Origin of the sequence: Streptosporangium sp. NPDC020072, from assembly GCF_040631445.1 — a bacterium.
Lineage (GTDB): Bacteria > Actinomycetota > Actinomycetes > Streptosporangiales > Streptosporangiaceae > Streptosporangium.
The window spans coordinates 96,977-122,125 of record NZ_JBEYAB010000005.1; the positions used below are offsets into that span (position 1 = coordinate 96,977).

The following is a 25,149-nucleotide window of genomic DNA, read 5'->3' on the forward strand; positions in this document are numbered from 1 at the left end:
TATGAGCGCCGTAGCGGTCCTTCGACCCTGCGTGCCGGTGTCAAGGGGTGGGGTTTTCCCTACCCCGGACAGGGGGGTGACGGCGAGGTCAAGACGGATGCGTGCGTTACTGCGCCGGCACGGGGCCGCGCGGGAGGGTCGTCTCACCGGCCCCTCCCCGAGTTCTCCCGAGAATCGAGACCCCCGTGACCCTCATCGCCCCCCGTTCGACGGCCCGCTCCGCACCGCCTCCTCCGGGACGTGACCCTTTTCTGGACGTCCTGCGCGTGTTCGGCATGGCCCTGGTCGTGCTCCAGCACTGGAGCATGCCGGTGCTCTCGTTCGCCGAGGGCCGGATCACCACGGGGAACGCGCTGGCGACGGGCTGGGCGTGGGCGATCACCTGGATCAGCCAGGTGATGCCGCTGGTGTTCTTCGCCGGGGGCGCGGCCAACGCGATCAGCTGGCGCGCGGCCGTACGGCGTGGGGAGACGATCCCGGTCTGGCTGGCGGCGCGGCTGCGCAGGCTGGCCCTGCCCGTTGTGCCGCTGGCCGCGGTCTGGATCCCGCTGCCGCACCTGCTGCTCGCCCTGGGCGTTCCGCAGCAGCCGGTGGTCACGGCCGCGCGGCTGGCCGGGCAGTTGCTGTGGTTCCTGGCGGTCTACCTGGTCGTGGTCGCGCTGACCCCGCGGATGCTCAGGCTCAACATGGTGTACGGCTGGCGCGTGCCCGTGGCCCTGTCCGCCGGGGCCGTGGTGGTCGACGTCGCGCGTTTCACCAGCGGGCTTGAGGTGATCGGGTTCGTCAACGTCGGACTGGTCTGGCTGGCCGTGCACCAGCTCGGTTTCCTCTACGCCGACGGGCGCCTTGGCCGCCCCTGGCTGCTGGCACTCGCCGGGTACGGCACGGCGGCCGCCCTGGTGGCCTTCGGCCCGTACCCGGGCAGCATGATCGGGATGCCGGGGGCGGCCGTCTCGAACATGGCGCCGCCGACGATCGCGCTGCTGGCGGTCGGCGTCGGCCAGATCGGGCTCGCCGCCGCGCTGCGCCCGTGGATCACGGAGTTCGCGGGATGGCCGGGGGTCTCCAGGGCGCTGCGCTGGGCCGGTTCCAGGATGATGACCGTCTACCTGTGGCACATGAGCGCGTTGTTCGTGGTGGCCGCGGTGGTCGTGGTGGGTCTCGGTGTCTCGACGCCGGAGCCGGGGACGTCCGCGTGGCTGTCCGGATGGCCGCACTGGCTGCTCGTGCTCGTCCTGGCGCTGTGGCCGCTGCTGCGGGGGTTCGCCAGGTTCGAGGCGGCCGGCGCGGCCTCGCCGTACCGGGGCGGGACGGCCAGGATCGTGGTGGCCGGGGCGCTGACCGGGGCGGGGCTGCTGATCTTCACCGTGATGGGCTTCGTTCCCGGGCCGGTGCCGATGGTGGGGGCGGGCATGCTGGTGACGGGCTTGTTGCTCGGCCACTCCCCGGTTTCAACACCCCGTCAAATCCCGATTTATCGTGATTAAGTGGGGCGGTTCCGGCGCGTGGTGGCCGCCGGGCCGGTCCGACCACCTCCAGTTCTTCGGCAGTATTGAACCGTGAGCCTTGTAGATCGCCTGCCAGAAGAGATCGACGCCGACCCCGACACCATCTTCGACGCCTTCGTCGAGTGGAACGCCGAGCGTGGGCTCACCCTCTATCCCGCCCAGGAGGAGGCGCTGATAGAGGTCGTCTCGGGCAACAACCTGATCCTGTCGACCCCGACCGGCTCGGGAAAGAGCCTGGTCGCGGCCGGAGCGCACTTCGTCGCGCTCACCCGGGACGTGCGCACCTTCTACACCGCGCCGATCAAGGCCCTGGTCTCGGAGAAGTTCTTCGACCTGTGCGCGATCTTCGGCACCGAGAACGTCGGCATGATGACCGGGGACGCCAGCGTGAACCCCGGCGCCCCCGTCATCTGCTGCACCGCGGAGATCCTCGCCAACGTCGCGCTGCGCGACGGCGCCCAGGCCGACATCGGCCAGGTCGTGATGGACGAGTTCCACTTCTACGCCGAACCCGACCGGGGCTGGGCCTGGCAGGTGCCGCTGATCGAACTGCCGAACGTGCAGTTCATCCTGATGTCGGCGACGCTGGGCGACGTCACCAGGTTCGAGGCCGACCTCACCCGCCGCACCGGCAGGCCGACCGCGGTCGTCAAGCACGCCGAGCGCCCGGTGCCCCTGGTCTACTCCTACCGGCTCACCCCCCTCCACGAGACCCTGGAGGAGATGCTCACCACCAACCAGTACCCGGTCTACGTCGTCCACTTCACCCAGGCCGCGGCCATGGAGCGGGCACAGGCCCTGATGAGCATCAACATGTCGACCAAGGCGGAGAAGGAGGCCATCTCCGCCATGATCGGCAACTTCCGGTTCACCACGCGCTTCGGCCGCGCCCTGTCCCGTCTCGTACGGCACGGCATCGGCGTGCACCACGCGGGAATGCTGCCCAAGTACCGCAGACTGGTCGAACGGCTCGCCCAGGCGGGCCTGCTGAAGGTCATCTGCGGCACCGACACCCTCGGCGTCGGCGTCAACGTGCCGATCAGGACGGTGCTGTTCACCGCGCTGAGCAAATACGACGGCAACAAGGTACGGCGGCTGCGCGCCCGCGAGTTCCACCAGATCGCCGGACGCGCGGGCCGGGCGGGCTTCGACACCATCGGCTACGTCGCCTGCCAGGCCCCGGAACACGTCATCGAGAACGAACGGGCCCTGGCCAAGATCGGCGACGACCCCAAGCGGCGGCGCGGCTACTCCCGCAAGAAGCCGCCGGAGGGCTTCGTCGGCTGGAGCGAGGAGACCTTCGAGAAGCTGCAGACCGCCGAACCCGAACCGCTGACCTCCCGGTTCAAGGTCAGCAACGCGATGCTCCTGGCGGTGATCAACCGGCCGGGCGACTGCTACGCCGCGATGAAACACCTGCTCACCGACAACCACGAGGACCGCAAACTGCAGCGGCGGCACATCAGCCAGGCCATCGCGATCTACCGCTCCCTGCTGGCCGGCGGCGTGGTCGAGAAGCTTCCCGAGGCCGACGAACAGGGCAGGATGGCCCGGCTCACCGTCGACCTGCAGGAGGACTTCGCACTCAACCAGGCGCTGTCCACCTTCGCCCTCGCCAGCCTCGAACTGCTGGACATGGAGTCGCCCTCCTACGCCCTGGACATGGTCTCGATCATCGAGTCCATCCTCGACGACCCGAGGCAGATCCTGTCCGCCCAGCTCAACAAGGCCAGGGGGGAGGCCGTCGCGCAGATGAAGGCCGACGGCGTCGAGTACGAGGAGCGGATGGAGCTCCTCAACGAGGTCACCTACCCGATGCCGCTCGCCGACCTGCTGCTGGGCGCCTACGAGACCTACCGCCGCGGTCACCCCTGGGTCGGCGACTACACCGTCAGCCCGAAGTCGGTCGTCAGGGACATGTACGAACGGGCGATGACCTTCGCCGACTACGTCCAGTTCTACGAGCTGGCCAGGTCGGAGGGCACCGTACTGCGCTATCTCGCCGACGCCTACCGCACCCTGTCACGGACCATCCCCGAGCACCTCAAGACCGAGGACCTCATCGACCTCATCGAATGGCTCGGCGAACTGGTCCGGCAGGTCGACTCCAGTCTCCTGGACGAGTGGGAGCAGCTGCAGAACCCCTCCGGCGAGATCGAGGCGCCCTCCCTTGAGGAGAAGACCAAGCCCGTCACCGCCAACAGCCGCGCCTTCCGGGTGCTGGTGCGCAACGCGATGTTCCGGCTGGTCGAGCTGGCCGCCGTGGAGAGGGAGGAGGAACTGGCCGAGCTGGCCCCCGACGTCGACTGGGGAGCCGCGCTCGACGCCTACTACGACGACCACGACGAGATCGGCACCGGCCCCGACGCCCGTGGCCCCGGCCTGCTCCGCATCGAGGAGGAGAAGGAGTTCTGGCGGGTCCGCCAGGTCATCGCCGACCCGGCGGGCGACGGCGACTGGGGCATCGACGCCCAGGTCGACCTGGGCGCCTCCGACGAGGAGGGCCGCGCTGTCGTGCATGTGATCGGCCTGAATCGGTTGTAACGGGGTTTTCAGTCGTCCACCAGGTCCGGGGACAGGGGGACCAGGCCCAGGCGGCGCTCGTGGTCGGCGGCCAGGGAGCGGGGAGCGGTCAGGCACCAGGCCTCGGTGACCACCTCGGTCAGCTCCTCGGGGTCGGCCAGCGACAGGCGGATCTCGACCCAGCCGAACTGGCCGCTGGTCCACGACCGGCCGTAGACCTCCGGACTCTCGCCGACCATCGCCGCCTGCTCGGCCAGGGTCGCCTTGAGCTGCGCGCTCTGCTTGGCCTCCGACAGGTAGCCGAAGCCCTTGCCCCTCACCCTGAGCCCGACCCACTCCTCACTGTGCTGGACCAGCTCGACCTCCGGCAGCGAGGACGCGATCCGCAGGAACTCATCAGGGCTCACTCCGCGACTGTGCATGGTGCAGAACTACCAGAGGGGACCGACAAGAATGGGGGCATGAGCGACGAGGCGATCAGGCAGGTGCTCGGCCTGCTCTACCAGGAGGACACGCTGCGAGTGTTCTCCACCCTGGTCCTGGGAGGCGCCCCCGAGGAGGCCGGGCCCGACAGGCAGGTCGTGCGGCGGGCGCTGGACAGGCTGGAGCGTGGCGGGCTTGCCGTACGGGACGAGAAGGGGAACTGGGAGGCGCGGCGGGAACGGTTCCGTGAGCTGCTGCACGCCTCGGCCAAGCCCGCCGAGCCCGCGGTCTCGGCTGAGGAGAGGATTCTGCGGTCCTTCCTCGTCGAGGGACGGCTCAGGGCGATCCCCAGCAAACGGGACAAGCAGCTGGTCGTGCTGAACTACATCGTCCAGGTCTTCGAACCCGGGGTCCGCTACCCGGAGAAGGACGTGGACGTCACGCTGCGCGCCTTCCACGACGACTACGCGGCGCTGCGCCGCTATCTGGTGGACGAGGGGCTGCTGAGCCGGGAGAACAACGTCTACTGGCGCAGCGGCGGCCCGGTCGACACGGTCGGCTGACCGGGCCTGGGCCGTGGGCTCCGGTCAGCCGCCCGAGACCTCCAGCTCGGCGTCCGGGACGACGATCTCGTAGGGGTCGTCCAACCAGCCGGCGGGCAGGTGGACGCGCTCACGCGGATGGGTCTTGCCGCGCGGGGTGTCGGCGCCCTCGGGCCAGGACTGGCCGGGGTCCAACTCGGCCAGCCCTCGCCTGAGATCGTCCAGGGTCTCCGCGGTGGCCAGGCGGCGGCGCAGGTCGGCGCCGACCACGAAGCCCTTGAGGTACCAGCCGACGTGTTTGCGGAAGTCGGCGACGGCGTGCTGCTCGCTGCCGAAGCACTCGGCGAGCAGCGTCGCGTGCCGGTCCATCGTCGCGGCGACCTGTCCCAGCGTCGGCCTGGCCAGCTCGGCGCCACCGGCGCACGCCGCCGCCAGGTCGGCGAACAGCCAGGGGCGCCCCAGACAGCCCCGGCCGACGACGACACCGTCGCAGCCCGTCCGCGCCATCATCCGCATCGCGTCCTCGGCGCTCCAGATGTCGCCGTTGCCGAGCACCGGGATCTCGGTCACCGCCTCCTTCAGCCGCGCGATGGAGTCCCAGTCGGCCGTGCCGCCGTAGTGCTGCACCGCCGTACGGCCGTGCAGGGCGACCGCGGCGATCCCCTCCTCGACGGCGATGCGCCCGGCGTCCAGGTAGGTGAGGTGGTCGTCGTCGATGCCCTTGCGCATCTTCATCGTCACCGGCAGCGTCCCCGCGTTGCGCACGGCCTCACGCAGAATGGCCCGCAGCAGGTTCCGCTTGTACGGCAGCGCCGACCCGCCTCCTCGCCGGGTCACCTTGGGCACCGGGCAGCCGAAGTTGAGGTCGACGTGGTCGGCCAGGTCCTCCTCCGCGACCATGCGGACCGCCCTGCCCACGGTCGCCGGATCGACCCCGTAGAGCTGGAGGCTGCGCGGACTCTCGCCGGGGCCGAAGCGGATCATCTTGAGCGTCTTGGCGTTGCGCTCGACCAGCGCCCTGGTGGTGATCATCTCGCAGACGAACAGCCCCCCGCCCTGCTCCCGGCACAGCGTGCGGAACGGCGCGTTGGTGATGCCCGCCATGGGGGCGAGGACCACCGGAGGCCAGACCTCGAGCGACCCCAGTTTCAACGACTCCACCTGGTGTTTCTACCGCACTGAGCCCGATGGGACGAATCCCGCCTGGACAGGGCGGACCCACACCGACAGTGGCCGACGGTGGAGGACAGGACGCTCCTGCGGCCGCGGATCACCTGCCCGCCGTCGAACGTGGTTTCGCCGCGTCTCCGCGGCCCCGGCTGACCGCGGTTACGCAAGCACTCGGAAAACCCGCTAGAGTTCTCTCGTTGCCGCAGGGAAAACACCCGGCGAAAACACGCGGAAGTGGCTCAGTGGTAGAGCATCACCTTGCCAAGGTGAGGGTCGCGGGTTCGAATCCCGTCTTCCGCTCGAAGGGTCTTCGGGCTCTCACTCCGGTGGAGTGGCCGAGAGGCGAGGCAACGGCCTGCAAAGCCGTGTACACGGGTTCAAATCCCGTCTCCACCTCTGGTTCTTCAACGAGGACGATTAGCTCAGCGGGAGAGCGCTTCCCTGACACGGAAGAGGTCACAGGTTCAATCCCTGTATCGTCCACCAGAATTCACCGCCAGGCCCGGCCTGGTCGGCGGACAGACGAAGCTCCAGCTCACGGCACGTGCCGAGAGTTTGGGGCTTTTGTCGTTTCCGGTCGATCCCCTCGCCGGTGCCGATGTTCGTCCCGTCATCCGGCTCTCCTCCCACGAAGGACTGCGACGATCCGGAGATCAAGGCCTGGCTGCTGCGGTACGGCTTCCGCAACGACATCATGAACGAGTACCTGGCCCACCTCGCGGCCACGACCGGTGACCTGTACTCGGCACTCCTCGAAGCGGAGGTCGACGACGCCCTGCTCGACGGCGCGGGGGACATACTGACCGCCCTGGCACAGGGCGGGCCGGCCGAGGACATGGACGACTACCCCGACGCCCTGCCCGTCATCCGCCGCTTCGCCGAGCTCCTCGCCACCCGGCAGGCCACTCTCGGCAGGCTGAACGGCCTGCTCAGCGTCCTGGCCTTCCTCCGCACGTCTCCGGGCGACTCCCCCTGGGCCGCCTTGCTCCGCCGCTACGAGGAGCTCGCCGCCGAACCTCGGTGGAGCGACACGGTGCTGGCGCATCTGGGCGACCCGTACCGAGCCGACTTCGGCGACGCGCTGTGGGCGGCCGGACGGCTACGGCTGCCCGTCATCCCGCAGATCATCGACCACCTGGAGATCGAACCGCTGGACGAGTTCACCTGGTACCGGGCCGTCCGCCTCGCCTCCCCACCGCAGGCCGAACGGCTCAGCCGCCTGGCCGAACGGCTCCTCCCCCTGCCCGGCCTGGCGAACGGGCCCGGCGAACATCACGGGTTCGGTGACGAGTACGGGCCGGACCAGTCTCTGGAAGCCGTCGTGAGCGGGCTGGACGCCTTTCCCGGTACCGGGTTGCCGCTGATCGACGTGGCGCTGCGCAACCGGATCACCCGGATCCGGCGCTCCGCCCTGGCCGCCCTGTCCGCCTGGCCCGAGGAGGCCGTACCCGATCAGGCCCGGGACTGGGTACGGCAGGCCTCGGCCGTCGAGCCGGACGAGGGCACCCGCACCGAGATGCTCGCCTTCCTCCGGGACCGGTGACCGGACGAACGCCGGGGCGGGCGAGCGCGAAAACGTGTTGGCCCGCCCCGCGCGGACGCGTGAGAATCCATGGGAAACGGTGGAGGCCGCCCGCCCGGAGCACGGGTGCGGCGTCCTGGAAAGGCTGTGATGGACGAGCGGCGGACGGTGCGGATCTCCAAGTATCTCGCCAAGCACCTGCGGCACCGGCCCGAGCGGATCGGGATCACCCTCGACGCCGGTGGCTGGGTCGAGGTCGACACGCTCCTGACGGCCGCCGCCGCGCACGGCTTCCCCTTCTCCCCGGCCGAGCTGGAACAGGTCGTCGCCGACAACGACAAGCGGAGATACGTCATCGAGGACGGCCGCATCCGGGCCAACCAGGGCCACTCCGTCGCCGTCGACCTCGGCCTTCCCGTGGCGGAGCCGCCCGCGACCCTCTACCACGGCACGGTCGCGCGCAACCTGGCCGCGATCCGCGCCGAGGGGTTGCGGCCGATGAACCGCCACCACGTGCACCTCTCCCCCGACCGGGAGACCGCGACCCGGGTCGGATCCCGCAGGGGTGTCCCGGTCGTCCTCGTCGTGGACGCCGCGGCGATGCGGGCCGCGGGTCACGAGTTCCGGATCAGCGCCAACGGCGTCTGGCTCACCGACCACGTTCCCCCGTCGTTCCTGCGCCTTCCCGGATGACGCGCTCTTCCCGGGCGGGGCAGCGGATGCGGATCAGCCGGGTACGGCTCGGCCGCGACGAGTACCGGGTGCTGTGGCCCGACCGGCCACCACGACGGGCCTTCCTCTTCGACGACGGAGGCTGGACCCTGGCCATGTACGTGGACGGTGAGGCGGCGGCCGTACTGGCCGTGGCGTGGGGGCTGGCCGCGCGTTCCCGTCACTCGCTGGTCCACCTGCCCATGCGGGCCAACCTCCCGCCGGAGGAACCGGCTCCCGACTCCGGTGTGGAGCCCCTGGACCTGGTGCTCGTCCACCACTCCATGCGGTTCCCCCCGTCGCGCTGGCCCGCCGTACGGGCCAGGCTGGGGACGGGACGTCCGCACACCGTGTCGCTTCCCGGGGACGTCTTCCCCGACGCGGACATGATCGACCACGACCGGGTCGCCCACCGGGAGTATCACGACCACCTCCACTTCGCCGTGGCCGCCAGGACGCTTTTCGTCGTCGGCGGTCCAGAGGCGTTCCGGCGCACGGGCGCCACCATGATCCGTCCGCTGGTCACCGAGGCCCCCGCCCATCTGGCGGAGCGGCCGGACGGCCACTTCTGCGCGGAGATCGACTTCGGCCGGCGGAGACGTTCGGGCAGATTGCACGTCGAATATCGGCCGACCTGGGACCTCTGATCGCGCGCCGGGAATTGTCGGTCGCCTCTGCGATGCTGTGCGCGATCCGAAGGGGGCGCCTTCCCGCAGTGGTGGTCTCCGGAGGACACGTCCTTGATCCTCCTCCTCAGGAAGCACGCCATGATCACCACTGACCACGTCCCCGGCGCCCCCGGCTGGATCGACCTGGGTTCGCCCGACGTCGCGGCCTCGGCCGCCTTCTACGGCTCCCTGTTCGGCTGGAGTTTCCAGGCCGCCGGTCCCGAGGCCGGAGACTACGGTTTCCTCCAGCTCGACGGCAGGACCGTCGCCGCAGTCGGGCCGCTCGACGCGGGGGCGACCTCCGCCTGGACCCTCTACTTCGGCACCGACGACGCCGATGCCACGGCCAAGGCCGTCGAGCAGGCGGGCGGCACGGTGCGCTTCGGTCCCCACGACGTCTTCGGCGAGGGCCGGATGGCCGGTTTCACCGACCCCGAGGGGGCCGAGTTCGCCGTCTGGCAGCCCATCGCGACCACGGGTTTCGACCTGGCCACCGTCCCCGGCTCCCTGACCTGGACCGAACTGTACGTCCCGAACCCCGACGTCGCCCGCTCCTTCTACCAGGCGGTCTTCGGATGGCGGGCCCAGGAGACTCCGTTCGGCGACATGACCTACGTCGTGGTCTCCCCCGCCGAGGGGGAGAACGCCGACCAGGGCGGGCTCATGCCGCTTCAGGAGGGTGGCAGGCCGCACTGGCTGCCCTACTTCGAGGTCGCCTCCTGTGAGGCGACCGTGGCCCTGGCCGAGCAGCTCGGCGGGGCCGTCCACGTGCCCGCCTCGGACGTGCCCGGCGTCGGCTGCTTCGCCGTGCTCGCCGACCACCACGGCGCCCTGTTCGCCGTCATCACCAGCACCACCGCCTGAGGCCCCCGAACCGCCCGGCCGTTTCACCGGACGGCCGGGCTCCGGGCTGCTCTCGACCAGGACAGAGCCTTGGCACACAGCCGTTCGCCGGGGAGGGGGACGGCCCAATGACGGTCGGAGAAGAGGCCAGGAGCCAGACGAGGGCTCCGGCTTGTTCTTGCCCTTGTACGGGGTGATGACGGCGGTGCCCCTGATCCCTTGGTAACCCCTTGTCGGCCGGGGTGAGAATCCCCGCCTTCTCCGGTTCGCGCGGAATGTTCCATGCTCTGGCGGCGGTCAGGTCGTGGGTCTTGCCCGGCATCGCGCCGGACGTCCACAGGATCGTCCCATCCGGACCTGCGATGACCTGCACGTTCATCCCGTGCACCCGATGCCTGCCTGAGAAGTGGGGGCGGTCGGCCCGAACACGGTCGGTGGGGATGAGCGTCCCGTCCAGGATCACGTGGGTCGGCCCGGCCTTCTTCGCCTTCCGCAACGCCGGTGTGAGCTTGGGTGAGCGGGCTGACAGCAGCGTGACGGTCTCCTCCACGTACCGCCAGGCCGTCGTCGCCGGCACCCCGAAGCCGGCGCTGATCTCGGTGAACGTCTCGTCCTTGCGCGGATAGACCAGCACCAGCAGGGCCTGCCGGCCGGGGTTGAGCAGCCGCCACGTCGACCCGATCGCCTTGCGACGACGGCGGATCAGCCCGGCAACGTAGTTCAGCGTTGAACGCGACAAATCGACGGCAGCGCGATAGAACAGCACGCAGAGACCTCTGGTTCGGACGCGGCGATTGTGGTGATCAACCCGTCTAACAGGGGTTTCTCTATGTCACACGCCGAATCCGCAACTCGCGATCATGCTGTGACCAGCGGCCCAGCGCCAGAAGATGAAAAAGGCTCACTAAACCGATAGTTCATCTCACAAGCCTCATTATCCATCTCGGCGGAGATCTGGAAATCCCCAGACGTATACGACCGACGAGAAGAACGGATGGATTCGTTCGCGGCACCCCGCAGGTGGAATCGTCACCTTATTGACGTTCGCGGCCCGCCACGAGGGTCTCGAAGGCCCGCGTGAGCGCCAGGCCGTAGCCGTACTCGACAGCCGGGATCACCTCGGTCACGAGGGCCGGAGAGCGCGCTGGTCCCCCAGAGCCACGGAAGGGCGACCGGCGGGCCCGGTAGGACGCGGTGGAGAAAGTCGATTTCGCCCTGTCCGTAAAGCCTGCGGGACTTCGAGGACATCTGCCGCGGAGCGCGCCCCCGGAATAGCGGGGCCTGCCGCCGCGCCGTCGTCATGCCCCGCCGGGAGCCCGTGACGCGGACCGACGCCGTGGAGGTTCGCCCTGGCGGCGGCGCATGGCGGGTGACCCTGAAGGCTTCGGCAGCGAACAGGGGTGCCTGAAGCCTCACAACCGCCATCTTTTGTGGGAAATATCGGACTCTTCGTGGATTTTGTGAGTTTTTATCTTACGATCACTGTCTGGGGACCCCTGCCCGGCGGCGGGAAAAGTGAGCCCTCCTCGCCGGGCGCAGCACCGAAACACGTTTCCGCAGGACTGAAACCTGAAGTCCCTACGCAGAAAGGATTTCGATGACTGTTCGTTCCGGTATGCACCGGAGTGACGCACTTACGTCCCCTTTCGCCGCTCCGAGGTTTTCCGTGGCGATTCAGCAGGGGGCTCGCACGTGAGACCCGAGTTCCATCTGACCCTGCCCGCAGAGGACGGTACGAGCACCTTCCCCACGTTGCCGGGGTTCGTCACCGACGTACGGCCCAGCGCGGCGGGGCCGTACGAGCGGTTGGCCAGGATCGGCAGGGCGGCCGAGCTGGCCGGACTGGGCGGGGTACTGGCGCCCTTCGACCCCGCGGGACAGGACTCGCTGATCGTGGCCGGAGGGCTGCTGCGCGGTTCCCGGCACATGCGGGTCTCGGCGGAGTTCCACGCGGGAATCGCGACCCCGGTGTACGCGGCCAAACTGTCGGCGTCGCTGCAACGCTTCTCCGGCGACCGTCTCGACTGGCGGCTGGCCGTCGACCTCGACCCCCGGGTGGCCCGCTCCCAGGGCGACTTCGTCGAGGGCACGGAACGTTACGCCCGCGCCGAGGAGTTCCTCACCGTGGCCAGGGGGGTGTGGCACGAGGAGGACTACGGTTTCGCCGGGCGTTTCTACGAGGTGCTCGGCGGAGGCCTGCTGTTCCCCCTCTCCGGCCGGGAGTTCCCCCGCGTCCAGCTCTCCGGCACCTCCGCCGAGGCGATGTCACTGTCCGCCCGCCACGCCGACCTGCACGTCTTCGGCCCCGAGGACGACCTGGACCCCGCGATCGCCGAACTGCAGGCGCTCGCCGCCCAGTTCGGCCGCGACCTGGCGTACGGCCTGCGCCTGCCTGTGCTGGCCAGGGAGGACGACGACGAGGCGCGCAGGGACGCCCTGCGGCTGTGGCTCCTGCGCTCGGGAACACGGGAGACCTTCCCCGAGCCGGAACGCGGTACGAGACTGTGGCACGGCTTCGGGGGTGCCGGCCTGGTCGGGTCCTACGAGAACGTCGCCGCGGCGATCCGCGGCTACCTCGACAGGGGTGTCTCCGCGTTCTTCCTGGAGGTGGAACCGCACCTGGAGGAGACCTACCGGCTGGGAGAACACCTGCTCCCGCTGTTGGCTAAGGAGATCCATAATGCCGGTTGACTTCTACTGGCGAATGGCCATGGAGGGCGACCAGCCGTCGCTGCGCAGGAAGGGGACCGCGAGCCGGGGCGGTTTCGCCCCCGGCGCGGTCGGCGGGCTGGCGCCCGGCCTCAGGCACGGCAAGCCCGACGGCTACAGTCACGTCGACTATCTGGCGGAGGTGGCCAAGGCGACGGAGGCGTCCGGTTTCGTCGGGGCGTTGCTGCCCTCCTTCCCGCACACCGACGACCCGTGGGCCGCCGCGGCGGCGCTCGCCAGGGAGACCAGCACCTACCGGTTCATGATCGCCTTCCAGCCCGGGTTCCTGCACCCGGTTCAGGCGGCGCGGATGACGGCGAGCCTGCAACTGGCCACCGGTGGGCGGACGGTCTACAACGTCATCTCGGGCGGTGGCGGCCCGCAGCAGTTGTGGTGGGGGGACAAGGTCGAGCACGACGACCGCTACGCCCGCACCTCGGAGTTCCTCGACGTGCTCAGGGGGGTCTGGTACGCCGCCGACCACTCCTACGACCACGAGGGCCGCTTCTACCGGGTGCGGGGTGGCGGCCTGCCCCCGGCGCTGGCCGGGCAGCCGTTCCCCGAGGTCTTCTTCACCGGCTCGTCGAAGGCGGCGATCGCCGCGGCGGGCAGGCACGCCGACTACTACCTTTCCTGGCTGGAGCCCCCGGCCGCGCTGGCCGCCAAGTTCGAGCAGGTGCGCGAGCACAGTGTGGGCGTCGGCCGTGCCCCGAGGTTCGCCGTACGGCTCGACGTGCTGGCCAGGGAGACCGAGGAGGAGGCCTGGCAGGAGGTCGAGCGCGGCTGGTCGCGGCCCGGCCCCGCCGCGACCCCGGCCTACGTCGGGCTGGGCGACTCCGTCGGCTGGCAGCGGGGTCAGGACATGGGCTCCGGCGGGAACGGCGCGCGGGGCGGTTACCGCGCGCTTGAGATCTCACCCAACGTGTGGGGCGGGTTCCACGTGCTGCGCGCGGGCCCCGCCTTCGGGCTGGTCGGTGACTACCGGCAGGTGGCGGCGCGGCTCGACGAGCTGATCGGGCTCGGCGTCGAGGCGTTCGTCCTGGGCGGGGTGCCTCACCTTGAGGAGGCCTACCGGGTCGGGGCGCACGTCCTGCCGCTGCTGCGCGGCGCCGCCGTACGATAGCCCGGAAGGTGTGACCGGGGCGGGGGCCCTGGTCCTCCGGCGCCGGGGAAGATCCCAATCCCCTACGCCCGGAAATATCGGTTCGCCTCTCTCTTTAATTAACCCTGCCTTTCTAAAGTGTGAACAAATAATTGCCACGATGATCGACGGGGCATCGTGGGTCCACGAGGGCGGCGAGGCGCGGGAGTTTCTCGTCACACACAACGAGAAGAACGGCGGCCGACAATCGGGTTAACTTCCGGGAAAGCCTCCGGACCTGCGACAACGCCACTCGGCACACATCCTGGACCACGCACGGAAAGTGGCAGGAATCACACTCCCCGTACGGCCCCGCACCCCGTGATCGCTTTGACCTGGGGAAGTCGTGGTCCCCCATTGACCAGCCATAACGCCAAAAGACCGAAAATGTCTGAATAGCGGGTGTTCTAGGATCGTCGGATGGCGACGGCAACGAGTGGACTCACAGGGAGCCACATGCGGCGAGCGTGATCCGGCGCGCGCCTCGGTCGTCCGACTGGAGAGACCTTGCATCCGACCACGGTGGACATCGAGCACGCCCCGGCCCAGGCGACCCTCTCGGGAGGGCCCGCCGCGCCCGCCCGCACGCTGATCGACATCCTCGACGAGACCACGCGGCGCCACCCCGACGCCGCCGCCCTCGACGACGGGCGGACCAGGCTCGACTACGCCGGCCTGCGCGAGCGGGTGGACCGGATGGCCCGGGAACTGCGCGCGGCGGGCGTGGGACGCGGCGACCGGGTCGGCATCCGGGTGCCCTCCGGCACCGTCGATCTCTACGTCGCGATCCTGGCCACGCTGACGGCGGGCGCGGCCTACGTGCCGGTCGACGCGGACGACCCCGAGGAGCGCGCCGAGCTGGTCTTCGGCGAGGCCGCGGTGAGCGCCGTCGTGGGCGAGGGCGCGGCGATCACGATCTCCGGCCCCCTCGGCGGTTCCCTGAGCCGGGAGTCCGCCGCGCCTCCCGGCCCCGACGACGACGCGTGGATCATCTTCACCTCGGGTTCGACGGGCAAGCCGAAGGGCGTCGCGGTCTCCCACCGCAGCGCGGCGGCGTTCGTCGACGCCGAGGCCGGCCTGTTCCTGACCGACGAGCCGCTGGGGCCGGGAGACCGGGTGCTGGCCGGGCTCTCGGTCGCCTTCGACGCCTCCTGTGAGGAGATGTGGCTGGCCTGGCGGCACGGCGCCTGCCTGGTCCCCGCGCCCCGCGCGCTGGTGCGCACCGGCATGGACCTGGGCCCCTGGCTGACCGAGATGGGCATCACGGTGGTGTCCACGGTGCCGACGCTGGCCGCGCTCTGGCCGGTCGAGACGCTCGACGACGTCCGGCTGCTGATCTTCGGCGGGGAGGCGTGCCCGCCCGAGCTGGCCGAGCGGCTGGCCGTACCGGGGCGGGAGGTGTGGAACACCTACGGGCCCACGGAGGCGACCGTGGTGGCGTGCGCCGCCCCGCTGACCGGGGAGGGGCCGGTGCGGATCGGCCTGCCGCTGGCCGGGTGGGAGCTGGCCGTCGTCGACGCGGGCGGCGACCCGCTGCCCATGGGCGAGACCGGCGAGCTGGTCATCGGCGGCGTCGGCCTGGCCCGCTACCTGGACCAGGCCAAGGACGCCGAGCGGTACGCCCCGCTGGCCTCCCTCGGCTGGGAGCGCGCCTACCGCAGCGGTGACCTGGTGCGGGCCGAGCCCGAGGGACTGCTGTTCGTCGGCAGGGCGGACGAACAGGTCAAACTGGGCGGACGCCGGATCGAGCTGGGTGAGGTCGACTCCGCCCTGCAGGCGCTGCCCGGTGTCGCGGGGGCCGCGGCCGCGGTGCGCACCACCGGTGGCGGGCATCAGTTGCTCGTCGGCTACGTCGTGCCCGGCGAGGGGTTCGACCAGGCGGACGCCAGGAAGAGGCTGCTCGACGCGCTGCCCGCCGCGCTGGTCCCGCGTATCGCGCTGGTCGAGGAGTTGCCGACCCGCACCTCGGGCAAGATCGACCGTGACGCCCTGCCCTGGCCGCTGCCCCGGCAGGCGCAGCGGCAGGTGGACGTGGACCCGTGGGTGGCCGAGTGCTGGCAGAACGTCCTCGGCGGGACCGAGGGCGACTTCTTCGCCGAGGGCGGCACCAGTCTCGCCGCGGCCCGGCTGGTCTCCGCGCTGCGGGAGCGTCATCCCTCGGTGACCGTCGGGGACGTCTACGAGCACCCGACGCTGCGGCGGCTCGCCGCGCACCTGTCGGCCGGGGACTCCACGGAGACGGCGACCACGAAGCGGGTCGTCGCGCCGATGCCGCGCCGCGCCTCGCTCGTGCAGGCGGCGCTCACCGTGCCGTTGCTCACCGCGGGCGTGCTGCGCTGGCTGGTCGGCCTGGTCGCGCTGACCAACCTGATCGTGCCCGGCGCGCCCGTCGTCTCGTGGTGGTGGGTGCTGGCCGGGACGGTGCTCTTCGTCTCCCCCGCCGGACGGATCGCGCTGGCCGCGGGCGTGGCCAGGCTGCTGCTGCGCGGCCTGCGCCCCGGCTCCTACCCGCGGGGCGGCTCGACGCACCTGAGACTGTGGTTCGCCGAGCGGTTCGCCGAACGGCTCGGGGTCATGGAGCTGTCGGCCGCGCCCTTCCTGACCCACTACGCGCGGGCGCTCGGCGCCCAGGTGGGCGCGGACGCCGACCTGCACTCCGCCCCGCCCGTCACCGGCATGCTCAAGCTGGGCAGGAACGCCGCCGTCGAGCCCGAGGTCGATCTGAACGGCTACTGGATCGACGGCGACCGGGTGCGGGTCGGCGAGATCAAGATCGGCGCCTCCGCCACGATCGGTGCCCGCTCGACCCTGTTCCCCGGCGCGAGGGTCGGCAAGAACGCGCAGGTCGCTCCGGGCTCAGCGGTCGCGGGCGCCGTCCCGGCCGGGGAGCGCTGGGCCGGGGCTCCCGCGATCAGGATGGGCAAGGCTCGCCACGCCCCGGGAAGCAGGCCGCCGCGTTCCCCCCGCTGGGCCGCCGTCTACGGCCTGTCCGCGCCGCTGCTCGGCCTGGTTCCCGTCGTCGCCGCGCTGCCCGCGCTGGTCGTGCTGATGGGCGGGGCCCCGGCCTCGCCCGCCGAGCTGCTGTACCGGGTGCCGGTCGCCACCCTCGTGTGGATGGCCTGCACTGCCCTGTCGATCCTGGTCCTGGTACGGCTGCTCGCGATCGGCCTGCGGCCGGGCAGCCACCCGGTGCACAGCCGCCAGGCCTGGCAGGCGTGGGCGACGGGGCGGCTGATGTCGATGGCACGGGTCTGGCTGTTCCCGCTGTACGCCAGCATGGCGACCCCCGTCTGGCTGCGCGCCCTCGGCATGCGGGTCGGCCGGGACGCCGAGCTGTCCACGGTGCTGGCGCTTCCCTCGATGACCTCCGTCGGAGACGGCGCGTTCCTCGCCGACGACACGATGGTCGCGCCGTACGAGCTGGACGCCGGGCGGCTGCGGGTCGGCCAGGTGCGGATCGGCAAGCGCGCCTTCCTCGGCAACTCGGGGATGACCGCCCCCGGCCGCAAGGTGCCCAAGGACGGGCTGGTCGCGGTGCTGTCCGCCGCGCCGAAGAAGGCCAAGGCCGGTTCGTCCTACCTGGGCATGCCGCCGGTCGAGCTGCGCCGTACCGCCGAGGAGACCGACCGCAGCCGCACCTACGACCCGCCCGCCCGGCTGCGGGCCGCCCGTGCCGCGGTCGAACTGTGCCGTGTCGTGCCCGCGATGTGCACGGTCGCGCTCGCCGTGTTCGTGGCGCTGTGCCTGCTGTGGCTGACCCGTTCGTACGGCTTCGCGGTCGCGGCGCTGCTGGGCGGGGTGGTCCTGCTCGGCGCCGGGGTGCTGGCCGCCGCGGTCACCACCGTGGCCAAGTGGGTCCTGCTCGGCCGGATCACGGTGGGCGACCGGCCGCTGTGGAGCTCCTTCGTCTGGCGCAACGAGCTGGCGGACAACTTCACCGAGGTGCTGGCCGCGCCCTGGTTCGCCAGGATGTGGCTGGGCACCGCGCCGCTGAACCTGTGGCTGCGCTCGATGGGCGCGCGCGTCGGCCGGGGCGTGTGGTGTGAGACGTACTGGCTGCCGGAGATCGACCTGGTGACCCTGGGCGACGGGGTCTCGGTGAACCGGGGCTGCGTGTTGCAGACCCACCTGTTCCATGACCGGGTCATGAGCATCGATACTGTCGTTCTGCGGGACGGGGCGACGCTCGGCCCGCACGGGGTGGTGCTGCCCGCGGCGACGATCGGGGAGAACACCACGGTCGGACCGGCGTCCCTGGTGATGCGCGGCGAGTCGGTGCCTCGGGCGACCCGCTGGTTCGGCAACCCGATCGCGGCGTGGCACAAGCGCGCGTAGGCGTCCCCGCGTCGCAGGAAGGCACACAGGAAGTACGTGGTCGCGAACACCCCCCGTCCCCCCTACTTTCCCTCGCACGGTGACGACGCCTACCGGGTCGAGCACTACGACCTCTCCCTGGACTACCGGGTCGGCCCCAACAGGCTGGGCGGCGTGGCCAGGATCTCGGCGCGGGTGCTGCGGCCGCTCACCCGCCTGTCCCTGGATCTGGGGGCGTTGCGCGTCGACGGGGTGCTGCTCGACGGCAGGGCGGCGCGCTTCGCCCACCACGGCGGCAAGCTGCACCTCTCCCCGAAGGGACGGGAGCGGATCGAACCGGGTCCGCTCACCGTCGAGGTGCGCTACGCGGGCGCTCCCCGGCCCGTCGCCAGCCACTGGGGTGAGCTGGGCTGGGAGCAGCTCACCGACGGCGTCATCGTGGCCAGCCAGCCGATCGGGGCGCCCTCGTGGTTCCCGTGCAACGACCGGCCGGACGACAAGGCCTCCTACCGGATCTCGGTGACGACGGCCTCGCCGTACACGGTGATCGCCAACGGCGAGCTGACCGGCAGACGGCGGGCCGCCTCGGCGACCACGTGGGTCTACGAGCAGGCCGAACCGATGGCGACCTATCTGGCCAGCGTGCAGATCGGCCGCTACCAGCTGGCCGAGACGGGAGAGGGGGTACGCCTGGCCTTCCCGCAGGGGGCGGCGGCCAGGGCCCGCAACGACTTCGGCAGGCAGGAGCGGATGCTCGCGGTCTTCTCCGAGCGGTTCGGCCCGTACCCGTTCGGCTCCTACACCGCGGTCGTCGTCAACGACGAGCTGGAGATCCCGATCGAGGCCCAGGGCATGTCGATCTTCGGCCTCAACCACGTGGACGGCAGGCGCGGCGAGGAACGGCTGGTCGCCCACGAGCTGGCGCACCAGTGGTTCGGCAACAGCCTGACGGCCGCCGACTGGCGTGACATCTGGCTGCACGAGGGCTTCGCCTGCTACGCGGAGTGGATCTGGTCGGAGGCCTGCGGCGAGGAGAGCGCCGACGCTCACGCGGCGCGCTGGCACCGGCGCCTGTCCGCGCTTCCCCAGGACTTCGTACTCGCCGACCCCGGGGCGCGGCGGCTGTTCGACGACCGCGTCTACAAGCGCGGCGCACTCACCCTGCACGCGCTGCGGCGCATCCTGGGCGACCGGATGTTCTTCGCGCTGCTGCGCGAGTGGACCACGGCCAACCGGCACGGGAACGTCAGCACCGAGGCGTTCCTGGACCTGGCGCTGCAGTACACGACGCGCTCCTTCGACGGTGTCCTGTCCGCCTGGCTGTACGGCTCCCGCCTGCCCCCGCTGCCCTGAGACCGGCACACGCGGAGTCGACAGCCCCGCCCCGCGGCGGCGAGGGTGGAGAGGTGGTCACTGACGATCCCCGCCGGGATGTGAACGTCGAGGATCTGCTGCGCGAGCTGGCGCCGCGGGTCCTGGGCGCGCTCGTCCGCCGCCACGGGCACTTCGACGCGTGTGAGGACGCCGTTCAGGAGGCGCTGCTCGCCGCGGCCGTACGGTGGCCGAAGGAGGGGGTGCCGCAGAGCCCGAGGGGCTGGCTGGTCACGGTGGCCTCCCGCAGGCTCGCCGACGAGTGGCGCAGCGAGCGGGCGCGCAGGCGCAGGGAGGTCACGGCCGCCTTCCGCGCGCCCGCCGACGAGTCGGTCGTGCCGAGCCTGGAGCAGGAGCGGCATCCGGGCCGGGACGACACGCTCACCTTGCTGTTCCTGTGCTGCCATCCGGCGCTGAGCGCCTCCTCCCAGGTCGCGCTCACCCTGCGCGCCGTCGGAGGGCTGACCACGGCGCAGATCGCCCGGGCCTTCCTCATCCCCGAGGCGACCATGGCCCAGCGCATCAGCCGGGCCAAACAGCGCATCAGGTCGACCGGCATCCCCTTCGGCATGCCTCCGCGTGAGGAACGGGCCGAGCGGCTGCGGGCGGTCCTGCACGTGCTGTACCTGGTCTTCACCGAGGGGCACACCGCGACCTCAGGCCCCGACCTGCACAGCGGGGAGCTGACCGGGGAGGCGATCAGGCTGACCCGCGCCCTGCACCGGCTGCTGCCCGGCGACGGTGAGGTCGCCGGGCTGCTGGCGCTCATGCTGCTCACCGACGCGCGGCGGCCCGCGCGCACCGGCCGGGACGGCGCCCTGGTCCCGCTCACCGAACAGGACCGCGGCCTGTGGAACCGCGTCCGCATCGAGGAGGGCGTCGCTCTCGTCACGAACGCGCTGTCCCGCTCCGCGGTCGGCCCCTACCAGCTCCAGGCGGCGATCGCCGCGGTCCACACCGAGGCCGCGTGCCCGGAGGAGACCGACTGGCCGCAGATCCTCGCCCTGTACGAACTGCTCTCCCGGCTCTCACCCGGCCCCGTGGTCACACTCAACCACGCGGTCGCCGTGGCGATGGTCCGGGGGCCGAGGGCGGGGCTGACCCTGCTGGAGACGCTCGACTCCGACGGGCGGCTCTCCGGTCACCACCGGCTCGACGCGGTGCGCGCCCACCTGCTGGAGATGGCCGGGGAGCGGGAGGCCGCCAGGGAGCGCTACCGGACGGCGGCGCGCCGTACCACCAGCCTGCCCGAGCGGCGTTATCTGGAGACGCGGGCCGCCCGGCTGGGGTGAGCGGTTCACTAGGGTGGGCGGGTGCCAGTCCTCCCCGCCCGCCTGTCCCCCGCCACCCGTGTCCGGCTCGCCGCCGTGGCCGCGGCCGTCGTGACCGTCGCCGCCGGGCTCGCGGTCCGCGCGGTCACCGGCGGCTGGTTCGGCAAGTACGCCGGGGACGCCCTGTACACCGTGCTCGTCCACACGCTGGTGGTGGTCGTGGCGCCGCGCCTGCCGGCGGGCCGGGCCGCGTCGTGGGCCCTGGCCGTCAGCTGGGCGGTCGAGTTCGCCCAGCTGACCCCGGTGCCCGCCGCGCTGTCCGAGGCGAGCGTGCTGGCCAGGCTGGTCCTCGGCAGCACGTTCGGCGCCGCCGACCTGGTGGCCTACGCCGTCGGCGCCGCCCTGTCGTGGGCCGGTCACGCCCTCGTCCTGCGCCTGCGCCGTGGGTGAGCGGAGCGCCGGGGCCGTACCATGTGTGGACCATGCCTGAAGGACACACCATTCACCGGCTCGCCGGGCTGCACCGGCAGGTGTTCGCCGGCACGGTCGTCAGCGCGCTGAGCCCGCAGGGCAGGTTCGCCGCCGGAGCGGCGCAGATCGACGGCCGGGTGCTCAGAGAGACCGACGCCCACGGCAAGCACCTGCTGCTGGGCTTCGACGACGACCGGTGGGTCCACATCCACCTCGGCATCTACGGCAAGTACACCTTCGGTCAGGCGCCGCCGCCCGCCCCGACCGGCGTGGTACGGCTGCGCCTGAGCAACACCGCCGAGTACGCCGACCTGCGCGGCCCCAACACCTGTGAACTGATCGACCCGGTGGAGAAGAAGGCTCTGCACGCCAGGCTGGGTCCCGACCCGCTGCGCGCCGACGCCGACCCCGAGCTCGCCTGGCGGCGGATCGGGCGCAGCCGTACGGCCGTCGGGGTGCTGCTGATGGACCAGTCGGTCGTGGCGGGCGTGGGCAACATCTACCGCGCGGAGGCGCTGTTCCGGCAGGGGGTCGATCCCGCGCTGCCCGGGCGCGACCTCACCCGGGAGCTGTGGACGGCGATCTGGGACGACCTGGTGCTGCTGATGGCCGAGGGAGTGCGACTGGGGCACATCGACACGGTCAGGCCGGAGCACACCCCTGAGGCGATGGGCCGCCCGCCCCGCGTCGACGAGCACGGCGGCGAGGTCTACGTCTACCGGCGGGCGGGCATGCCGTGTTTCCTGTGCGGTTCCGAGGTCAGGACCGGGGTGCTCGCGGGACGCAACCTCTTCTGGTGCCCGGGCTGCCAGGGCGGCTGAGCCCGGGCGGCGTCAGAGCAGGCGCAGCACCGCCTCGACGGAGTCCTGGCCCGCCGGGACCAGCGGGAGGCGGACGGAGGCGGTCGGGATGCGTCCCTGGGCGTGCAGCACGCCCTTGATGACGGTGGGGTTGGGCTCGGTGAACACGCTCGCCGACAGGGCGGACAGGCGGTGGCCCAGGGTTCGCGCGTGGGCGACCTCTCCCGAGCGCCAGGCCTCGACCAGCTCGACGAACAGCCCGGTGCGCAGGTGGGCCGAGGCGAGGATGCCGCCGGAGCCGCCCAGGGCCAGCAGCGCCGACAGGTAGGGGTCGTCCCCGGCCAGTACGGCGAAGCCCTCCGGCGGGTCCGCCAGCAGCGAGAGGGTGTCCTGGTCGACGCCGCCGACGGCGTGCTTGACCCCGGCGACCATGGGCAGTTCCCCGATCCGCCGCAGGGTGGCGGCGCCGACGGACTGGCCGGTCCGGTAGGGGATGTTGTAGACGACGATCGGCACCGGCGTCTGCTCGGCCAGGGCGGTGAAGTGGGCCAGCACCCCGGCCTCGGAAGGGCGGACGAAGGAGGGCACGGTGACCAGCGCGCCGGTCACCTCGGGCCAGGTCTTCAGGGCGCGCAGCGCCTCGGCCGAACCCCGGGTGTCGCTCGAACCCGCGCCGACGATCAGTTCGGCGGACCGTTCCCGGCACACCTTCGCGCACACCTCGACGACCGCCCGCCGTTCCTCCTCGGCGAGCATGGCGACCTCGGCGGTGGTGCCGAGCGCGACCAGTCCCGCGGCGCCCTCCTCAAGGGCGGCGCGCGCCAGGTCCTCCAGGGCGTCCAGGGCGATCTCGCCGTTCCCGGCGAACGGGGTGATCAGGGGAAGGTAAACACCGCTGAGAGTCATGTCCCCAGCTTTCCGGCCGACGACCATACAGGTCCAGTTCCGTTTCCTTCAGAAACCGTTAAGCTGAACTGATGCTCGATGTGCGCCGCCTCCGCCTGCTCCGCGAACTCTCCCACCGGGGCACGATCGCCGCGGTGGCCGAGGCCCTGACGTTCACCCCCTCCGCGGTCTCCCAGCAGCTGGCCGCGCTGGAACGGGAGGCGGGTGTGGCGCTGCTCGAACGGACCGGCAGGCGGGTGGCGCTCACCCCCGCGGGAGCCGCCCTGGTACGGCACGCCGAGGCCGTGCTGGAGCGGCTCGAACAGGCGGCGGCGGAGCTGGCGACCGCCCGCACCGGACTGGCGGGAACGATCAGGATCGGCGCCTTCCCGGTCGCGACCCGCACGATCCTGCCCGCGGCCCTGGCCGCGCTCGGCCGCGACCATCCGCGTCTTGAGCCGATGGTCGACGAGATCGACCCCGCCGAGGTCGCCCCCCGGCTCAGGTCGGGCGACCTGGACGCCGCGCTGATCCACGAGTACGACCTCGTGCCCGCGGCGCCCGACCTGACGCTGGACACCGAGCCGCTGCTCGACGAGCCGATGTATCTGGCCTCCGACCGGGCGGGCGACTCGCTCGCCGAGCGGCACGACGCCCCGTGGATCGTGTCGAAGCCGGGGACGCTCTGCTACGAGATGACCATGCGGGCCTGCCAGACGGCCGGGTTCTCACCCAGGATCCGCCACCACATCGACGACTTCACCGCCGTGCTCGCGATGGTCTCCGCGGGGCAGGGGGTCGCGCTCGTGCCCGGGCTCGGGGCGGCCGACCCGCCGGGGAACGTCCGGCTCACCGAGCTGCCGACGCGTCGCCGTACCCGGATCGCCTTCCGGCGGGGGGCCTCGGCGCACCCGGCGCTGACGGCCCTCACCCTGGCGTTGCGCTCCTCGCTCCCCCGGGGGACGGCCGGCGGGCGGCAATGGGAATTCTCCAGGTAATCGACCGGTCACCTCATGTGATATGAAAGGTGAGGCACCGCCCCGCGCTTCCGGCGAGGGGCTTTTCTGAAGTGCACCACCATTGTCCAGCATCGGGATAATAAGGGAAGGCGGTCGACGTCCTCCGCCTTCCGATCAGAAGGTCACGAAGCCGATCGGTTAACGGATAACGGAGCGTGATAGTGGACGCGATGGACTGGACACTCCTGGCGGAGTTGCAGAGCGACGCGCGGCTGTCCTACAGCGAGCTGGCCCGGCGGGTGCACATGTCGGCCCCGGCCGTCGCCGAGCGGGTGCGGCGCCTTGAGGAGACGGGCGTGATCACCGGTTACCACGCGCGGGTCAATCCGGCGCTGGCCGGGCGGGGGGTGGCCGCGCTGATCAGGATGGCGTGCTACGGGCCGCGCTGCGTGCTCCGCGACGAGCAGGCGCTGGCCTGGCCGGAGATCCTGGAGGTGCACCGGGTGACCGGTGACACCTGCTGCCTGATCCGGGTCGCCGCGGCCTCCATGATCGCCTTCGAGGAGCTGATCGACAGGCTCGCGCCGTACGGTCACCCGTCGAGCATGATGGTCCTGTCCAGCCCGGTCCCCTGGCGTCCCCTCTCCCCCGCGAAGCACGACTGAGCCGGGCGTACGGCGACATTTGTTACCTATGGGATAGTTGCCGTGCGGAATGATCTCTGGCGGCGGACCTCGGAAAGGCGTTAGCGTCTGCGCATGCGCCACGTTGACATACCGGGCAGGCGGCTCAGGCTGCGAGAGGTCACCGTGGACGACGTGGACGCGCTGCACGCCGTCTACGGCGACCCCACGGCGACCGAGCACCTTCCCTTCGACCCCAGGACGCGCGAGGAGGTCGAGGAGATCGTCGCCGAGGCGATGCGGGCCGCGGAGACGGAACCACGCAGGCTGTACGTCCTGGCGGTGACCGACGTGGCCGAGGGCCGGACCATCGGCGTCGGAAGGCTGCACATCGAGCACGACCACCCGCACAGCGCCGAGATCGGCATGGGCCTGCGGCCCGACCACTGGGGCAGGGGCATCGGCACCGACCTGGTCCGGCTGCTGCTGGTCTTCGGCTTCCGGCACCTGGGCCTGCACCGCGTCTGGGGCGCCAGGTCTCCGGCGAACACCGCCGCCCAGCTCACCATGCTGATGGCCGGGATGGTCGAGGAGGGCAGGATCAGGCACCACGTGCGGGCCCGCGGCACCTGGCGCGACTCCGTCGTCCACTCGGCGATCGAGGACGAGTGGGAGGGCTACCGGGACGTCTGACC

The 25,149-nt window shown here is 71.3% G+C and carries 20 protein-coding genes, 3 tRNA genes and 1 pseudogene; 20 read left to right on the forward strand and 4 right to left on the reverse strand.

What is annotated here, in order from left to right:
• Positions 1 to 185 precede the first annotated feature (185 nt).
• Together ABZ470_RS12890 and ABZ470_RS12895 are read left to right on the forward strand one after the other, a co-directional pair.
• Positions 186 to 1,487: an acyltransferase family protein gene (locus tag ABZ470_RS12890; RefSeq protein WP_362911444.1), complete on the forward strand. Its 1,302-nt coding sequence runs from the start codon at positions 186 to 188 to the stop codon at positions 1,485 to 1,487.
• 72 nt (positions 1,488 to 1,559) lie between these two features.
• Positions 1,560 to 4,052 carry a DUF3516 domain-containing protein gene (locus ABZ470_RS12895; RefSeq protein WP_352011640.1) on the forward strand — a complete coding sequence of 831 codons (2,493 nt, stop codon included), beginning with the start codon at positions 1,560 to 1,562 and terminating at the stop codon, positions 4,050 to 4,052.
• A gap of 8 nt (positions 4,053 to 4,060) precedes the next feature.
• Here the strand turns inward: ABZ470_RS12895 and ABZ470_RS12900 are convergent, their stop codons facing one another.
• Entirely contained in the window at positions 4,061 to 4,438 is a 378-nt protein-coding gene (locus tag ABZ470_RS12900; protein ID WP_352011639.1) for an MmcQ/YjbR family DNA-binding protein, read from the reverse strand.
• Positions 4,439 to 4,492: 54 nt separating this feature from the next.
• On the opposite strand from ABZ470_RS12900, the gene ABZ470_RS12905 reads away from it, so the two are divergent.
• Positions 4,493 to 5,017, forward strand: a complete 525-nt coding sequence (locus ABZ470_RS12905; protein WP_352011638.1) for a DUF2087 domain-containing protein — start codon at positions 4,493 to 4,495, stop codon at positions 5,015 to 5,017.
• A gap of 24 nt (positions 5,018 to 5,041) precedes the next feature.
• On the opposite strand, the gene dusB is transcribed toward ABZ470_RS12905, so the two are convergent.
• Positions 5,042 to 6,157 (reverse strand): tRNA dihydrouridine synthase DusB, encoded by a 1,116-nt coding sequence (gene dusB / locus ABZ470_RS12910; protein WP_362911445.1) that lies wholly within the window; start codon positions 6,155 to 6,157, stop codon positions 5,042 to 5,044.
• A 237-nt stretch (positions 6,158 to 6,394) separates the two neighbouring features.
• On the opposite strand from dusB, the gene ABZ470_RS12915 reads away from it, so the two are divergent.
• The 7 genes from ABZ470_RS12915 to ABZ470_RS12945 all read left to right on the forward strand — a co-directional run bounded on the left by ABZ470_RS12915 (position 6,395) and on the right by ABZ470_RS12945 (position 9,931).
• A tRNA-Gly gene (locus ABZ470_RS12915) sits at positions 6,395 to 6,466 on the forward strand.
• Between the two features lie 25 nt (positions 6,467 to 6,491).
• Positions 6,492 to 6,562: transfer RNA gene (locus ABZ470_RS12920), tRNA-Cys, on the forward strand.
• Between the two features lie 15 nt (positions 6,563 to 6,577).
• Positions 6,578 to 6,652: transfer RNA gene (locus ABZ470_RS12925), tRNA-Val, on the forward strand.
• A 112-nt stretch (positions 6,653 to 6,764) separates the two neighbouring features.
• On the forward strand, positions 6,765 to 7,709 hold the full coding sequence (locus tag ABZ470_RS12930; RefSeq protein WP_362911446.1) for a hypothetical protein: 945 nt from the start codon (positions 6,765 to 6,767) through the stop codon (positions 7,707 to 7,709).
• A 129-nt stretch (positions 7,710 to 7,838) separates the two neighbouring features.
• The gene (locus ABZ470_RS12935) at positions 7,839 to 8,381 is read left to right on the forward strand and encodes an RNA 2'-phosphotransferase (RefSeq protein ID WP_352011635.1); all 543 of its coding nucleotides are present in this window, start codon (positions 7,839 to 7,841) and stop codon (positions 8,379 to 8,381) included.
• Positions 8,378 to 9,046, forward strand: coding sequence for a hypothetical protein (locus ABZ470_RS12940; protein WP_362911447.1), 669 nt, complete (start codon positions 8,378 to 8,380; stop codon positions 9,044 to 9,046). Before ABZ470_RS12935 ends, ABZ470_RS12940 begins: the two co-directional genes overlap by 4 nt.
• A 120-nt stretch (positions 9,047 to 9,166) precedes the next feature.
• Entirely contained in the window at positions 9,167 to 9,931 is a 765-nt protein-coding gene (locus ABZ470_RS12945; protein ID WP_362911448.1) for a VOC family protein, read from the forward strand.
• Between the two features lie 144 nt (positions 9,932 to 10,075).
• Here the strand turns inward: ABZ470_RS12945 and ABZ470_RS12950 are convergent.
• Positions 10,076 to 10,676: pseudogene (locus tag ABZ470_RS12950) on the reverse strand (transposase family protein); the annotation flags it as partial.
• A gap of 926 nt (positions 10,677 to 11,602) precedes the next feature.
• On the opposite strand from ABZ470_RS12950, the gene ABZ470_RS12955 reads away from it, so the two are divergent.
• From ABZ470_RS12955 to ABZ470_RS12985, 7 genes are all read left to right on the forward strand, one after another.
• The gene (locus tag ABZ470_RS12955; RefSeq protein WP_352011632.1) at positions 11,603 to 12,601 is read left to right on the forward strand and encodes an LLM class flavin-dependent oxidoreductase; all 999 of its coding nucleotides are present in this window, start codon (positions 11,603 to 11,605) and stop codon (positions 12,599 to 12,601) included.
• Positions 12,591 to 13,742 (forward strand): LLM class flavin-dependent oxidoreductase, encoded by a 1,152-nt coding sequence (locus tag ABZ470_RS12960; protein ID WP_362911449.1) that lies wholly within the window; start codon positions 12,591 to 12,593, stop codon positions 13,740 to 13,742. The genes ABZ470_RS12955 and ABZ470_RS12960 overlap by 11 nt, the downstream gene beginning before the upstream one ends.
• Positions 13,743 to 14,267: 525 nt before the next feature.
• Positions 14,268 to 18,095 (forward strand): Pls/PosA family non-ribosomal peptide synthetase, encoded by a 3,828-nt coding sequence (locus ABZ470_RS12965; protein WP_362911450.1) that lies wholly within the window; start codon positions 14,268 to 14,270, stop codon positions 18,093 to 18,095.
• 36 nt (positions 18,096 to 18,131) lie between these two features.
• Complete coding sequence (locus ABZ470_RS12970) at positions 18,132 to 19,427, forward strand: M1 family metallopeptidase (RefSeq protein WP_362911451.1); 1,296 nt, start codon at positions 18,132 to 18,134, stop codon at positions 19,425 to 19,427.
• A gap of 53 nt (positions 19,428 to 19,480) precedes the next feature.
• Positions 19,481 to 20,737 carry a sigma-70 family RNA polymerase sigma factor gene (locus tag ABZ470_RS12975; RefSeq protein WP_362911452.1) on the forward strand — a complete coding sequence of 419 codons (1,257 nt, stop codon included), beginning with the start codon at positions 19,481 to 19,483 and terminating at the stop codon, positions 20,735 to 20,737.
• A gap of 21 nt (positions 20,738 to 20,758) precedes the next feature.
• Positions 20,759 to 21,166 (forward strand): DUF2809 domain-containing protein, encoded by a 408-nt coding sequence (locus ABZ470_RS12980; RefSeq protein WP_362775794.1) that lies wholly within the window; start codon positions 20,759 to 20,761, stop codon positions 21,164 to 21,166.
• Positions 21,167 to 21,198: 32 nt separating this feature from the next.
• A complete protein-coding gene (locus ABZ470_RS12985; protein ID WP_362775792.1) occupies positions 21,199 to 22,008 on the forward strand; it encodes a DNA-formamidopyrimidine glycosylase family protein in 810 nt (269 codons plus the stop codon).
• A gap of 12 nt (positions 22,009 to 22,020) precedes the next feature.
• On the opposite strand, the gene ABZ470_RS12990 is transcribed toward ABZ470_RS12985, so the two are convergent.
• Positions 22,021 to 22,893 carry a 4-hydroxy-tetrahydrodipicolinate synthase gene (locus tag ABZ470_RS12990; RefSeq protein WP_362911453.1) on the reverse strand — a complete coding sequence of 291 codons (873 nt, stop codon included), beginning with the start codon at positions 22,891 to 22,893 and terminating at the stop codon, positions 22,021 to 22,023.
• A 71-nt stretch (positions 22,894 to 22,964) separates the two neighbouring features.
• On the opposite strand from ABZ470_RS12990, the gene ABZ470_RS12995 reads away from it, so the two are divergent.
• The 3 genes from ABZ470_RS12995 (at position 22,965) to ABZ470_RS13005 (ending at position 25,147) form a co-directional block, all read left to right on the forward strand.
• Positions 22,965 to 23,870, forward strand: coding sequence for a LysR family transcriptional regulator (locus ABZ470_RS12995; protein ID WP_352011624.1), 906 nt, complete (start codon positions 22,965 to 22,967; stop codon positions 23,868 to 23,870).
• Between the two features lie 191 nt (positions 23,871 to 24,061).
• Positions 24,062 to 24,496: an Lrp/AsnC family transcriptional regulator gene (locus ABZ470_RS13000; protein WP_352011623.1), complete on the forward strand. Its 435-nt coding sequence runs from the start codon at positions 24,062 to 24,064 to the stop codon at positions 24,494 to 24,496.
• A gap of 93 nt (positions 24,497 to 24,589) precedes the next feature.
• Positions 24,590 to 25,147, forward strand: a complete 558-nt coding sequence (locus ABZ470_RS13005) for a GNAT family protein (protein ID WP_352011622.1) — start codon at positions 24,590 to 24,592, stop codon at positions 25,145 to 25,147.
• Positions 25,148 to 25,149 lie beyond the last annotated feature (2 nt).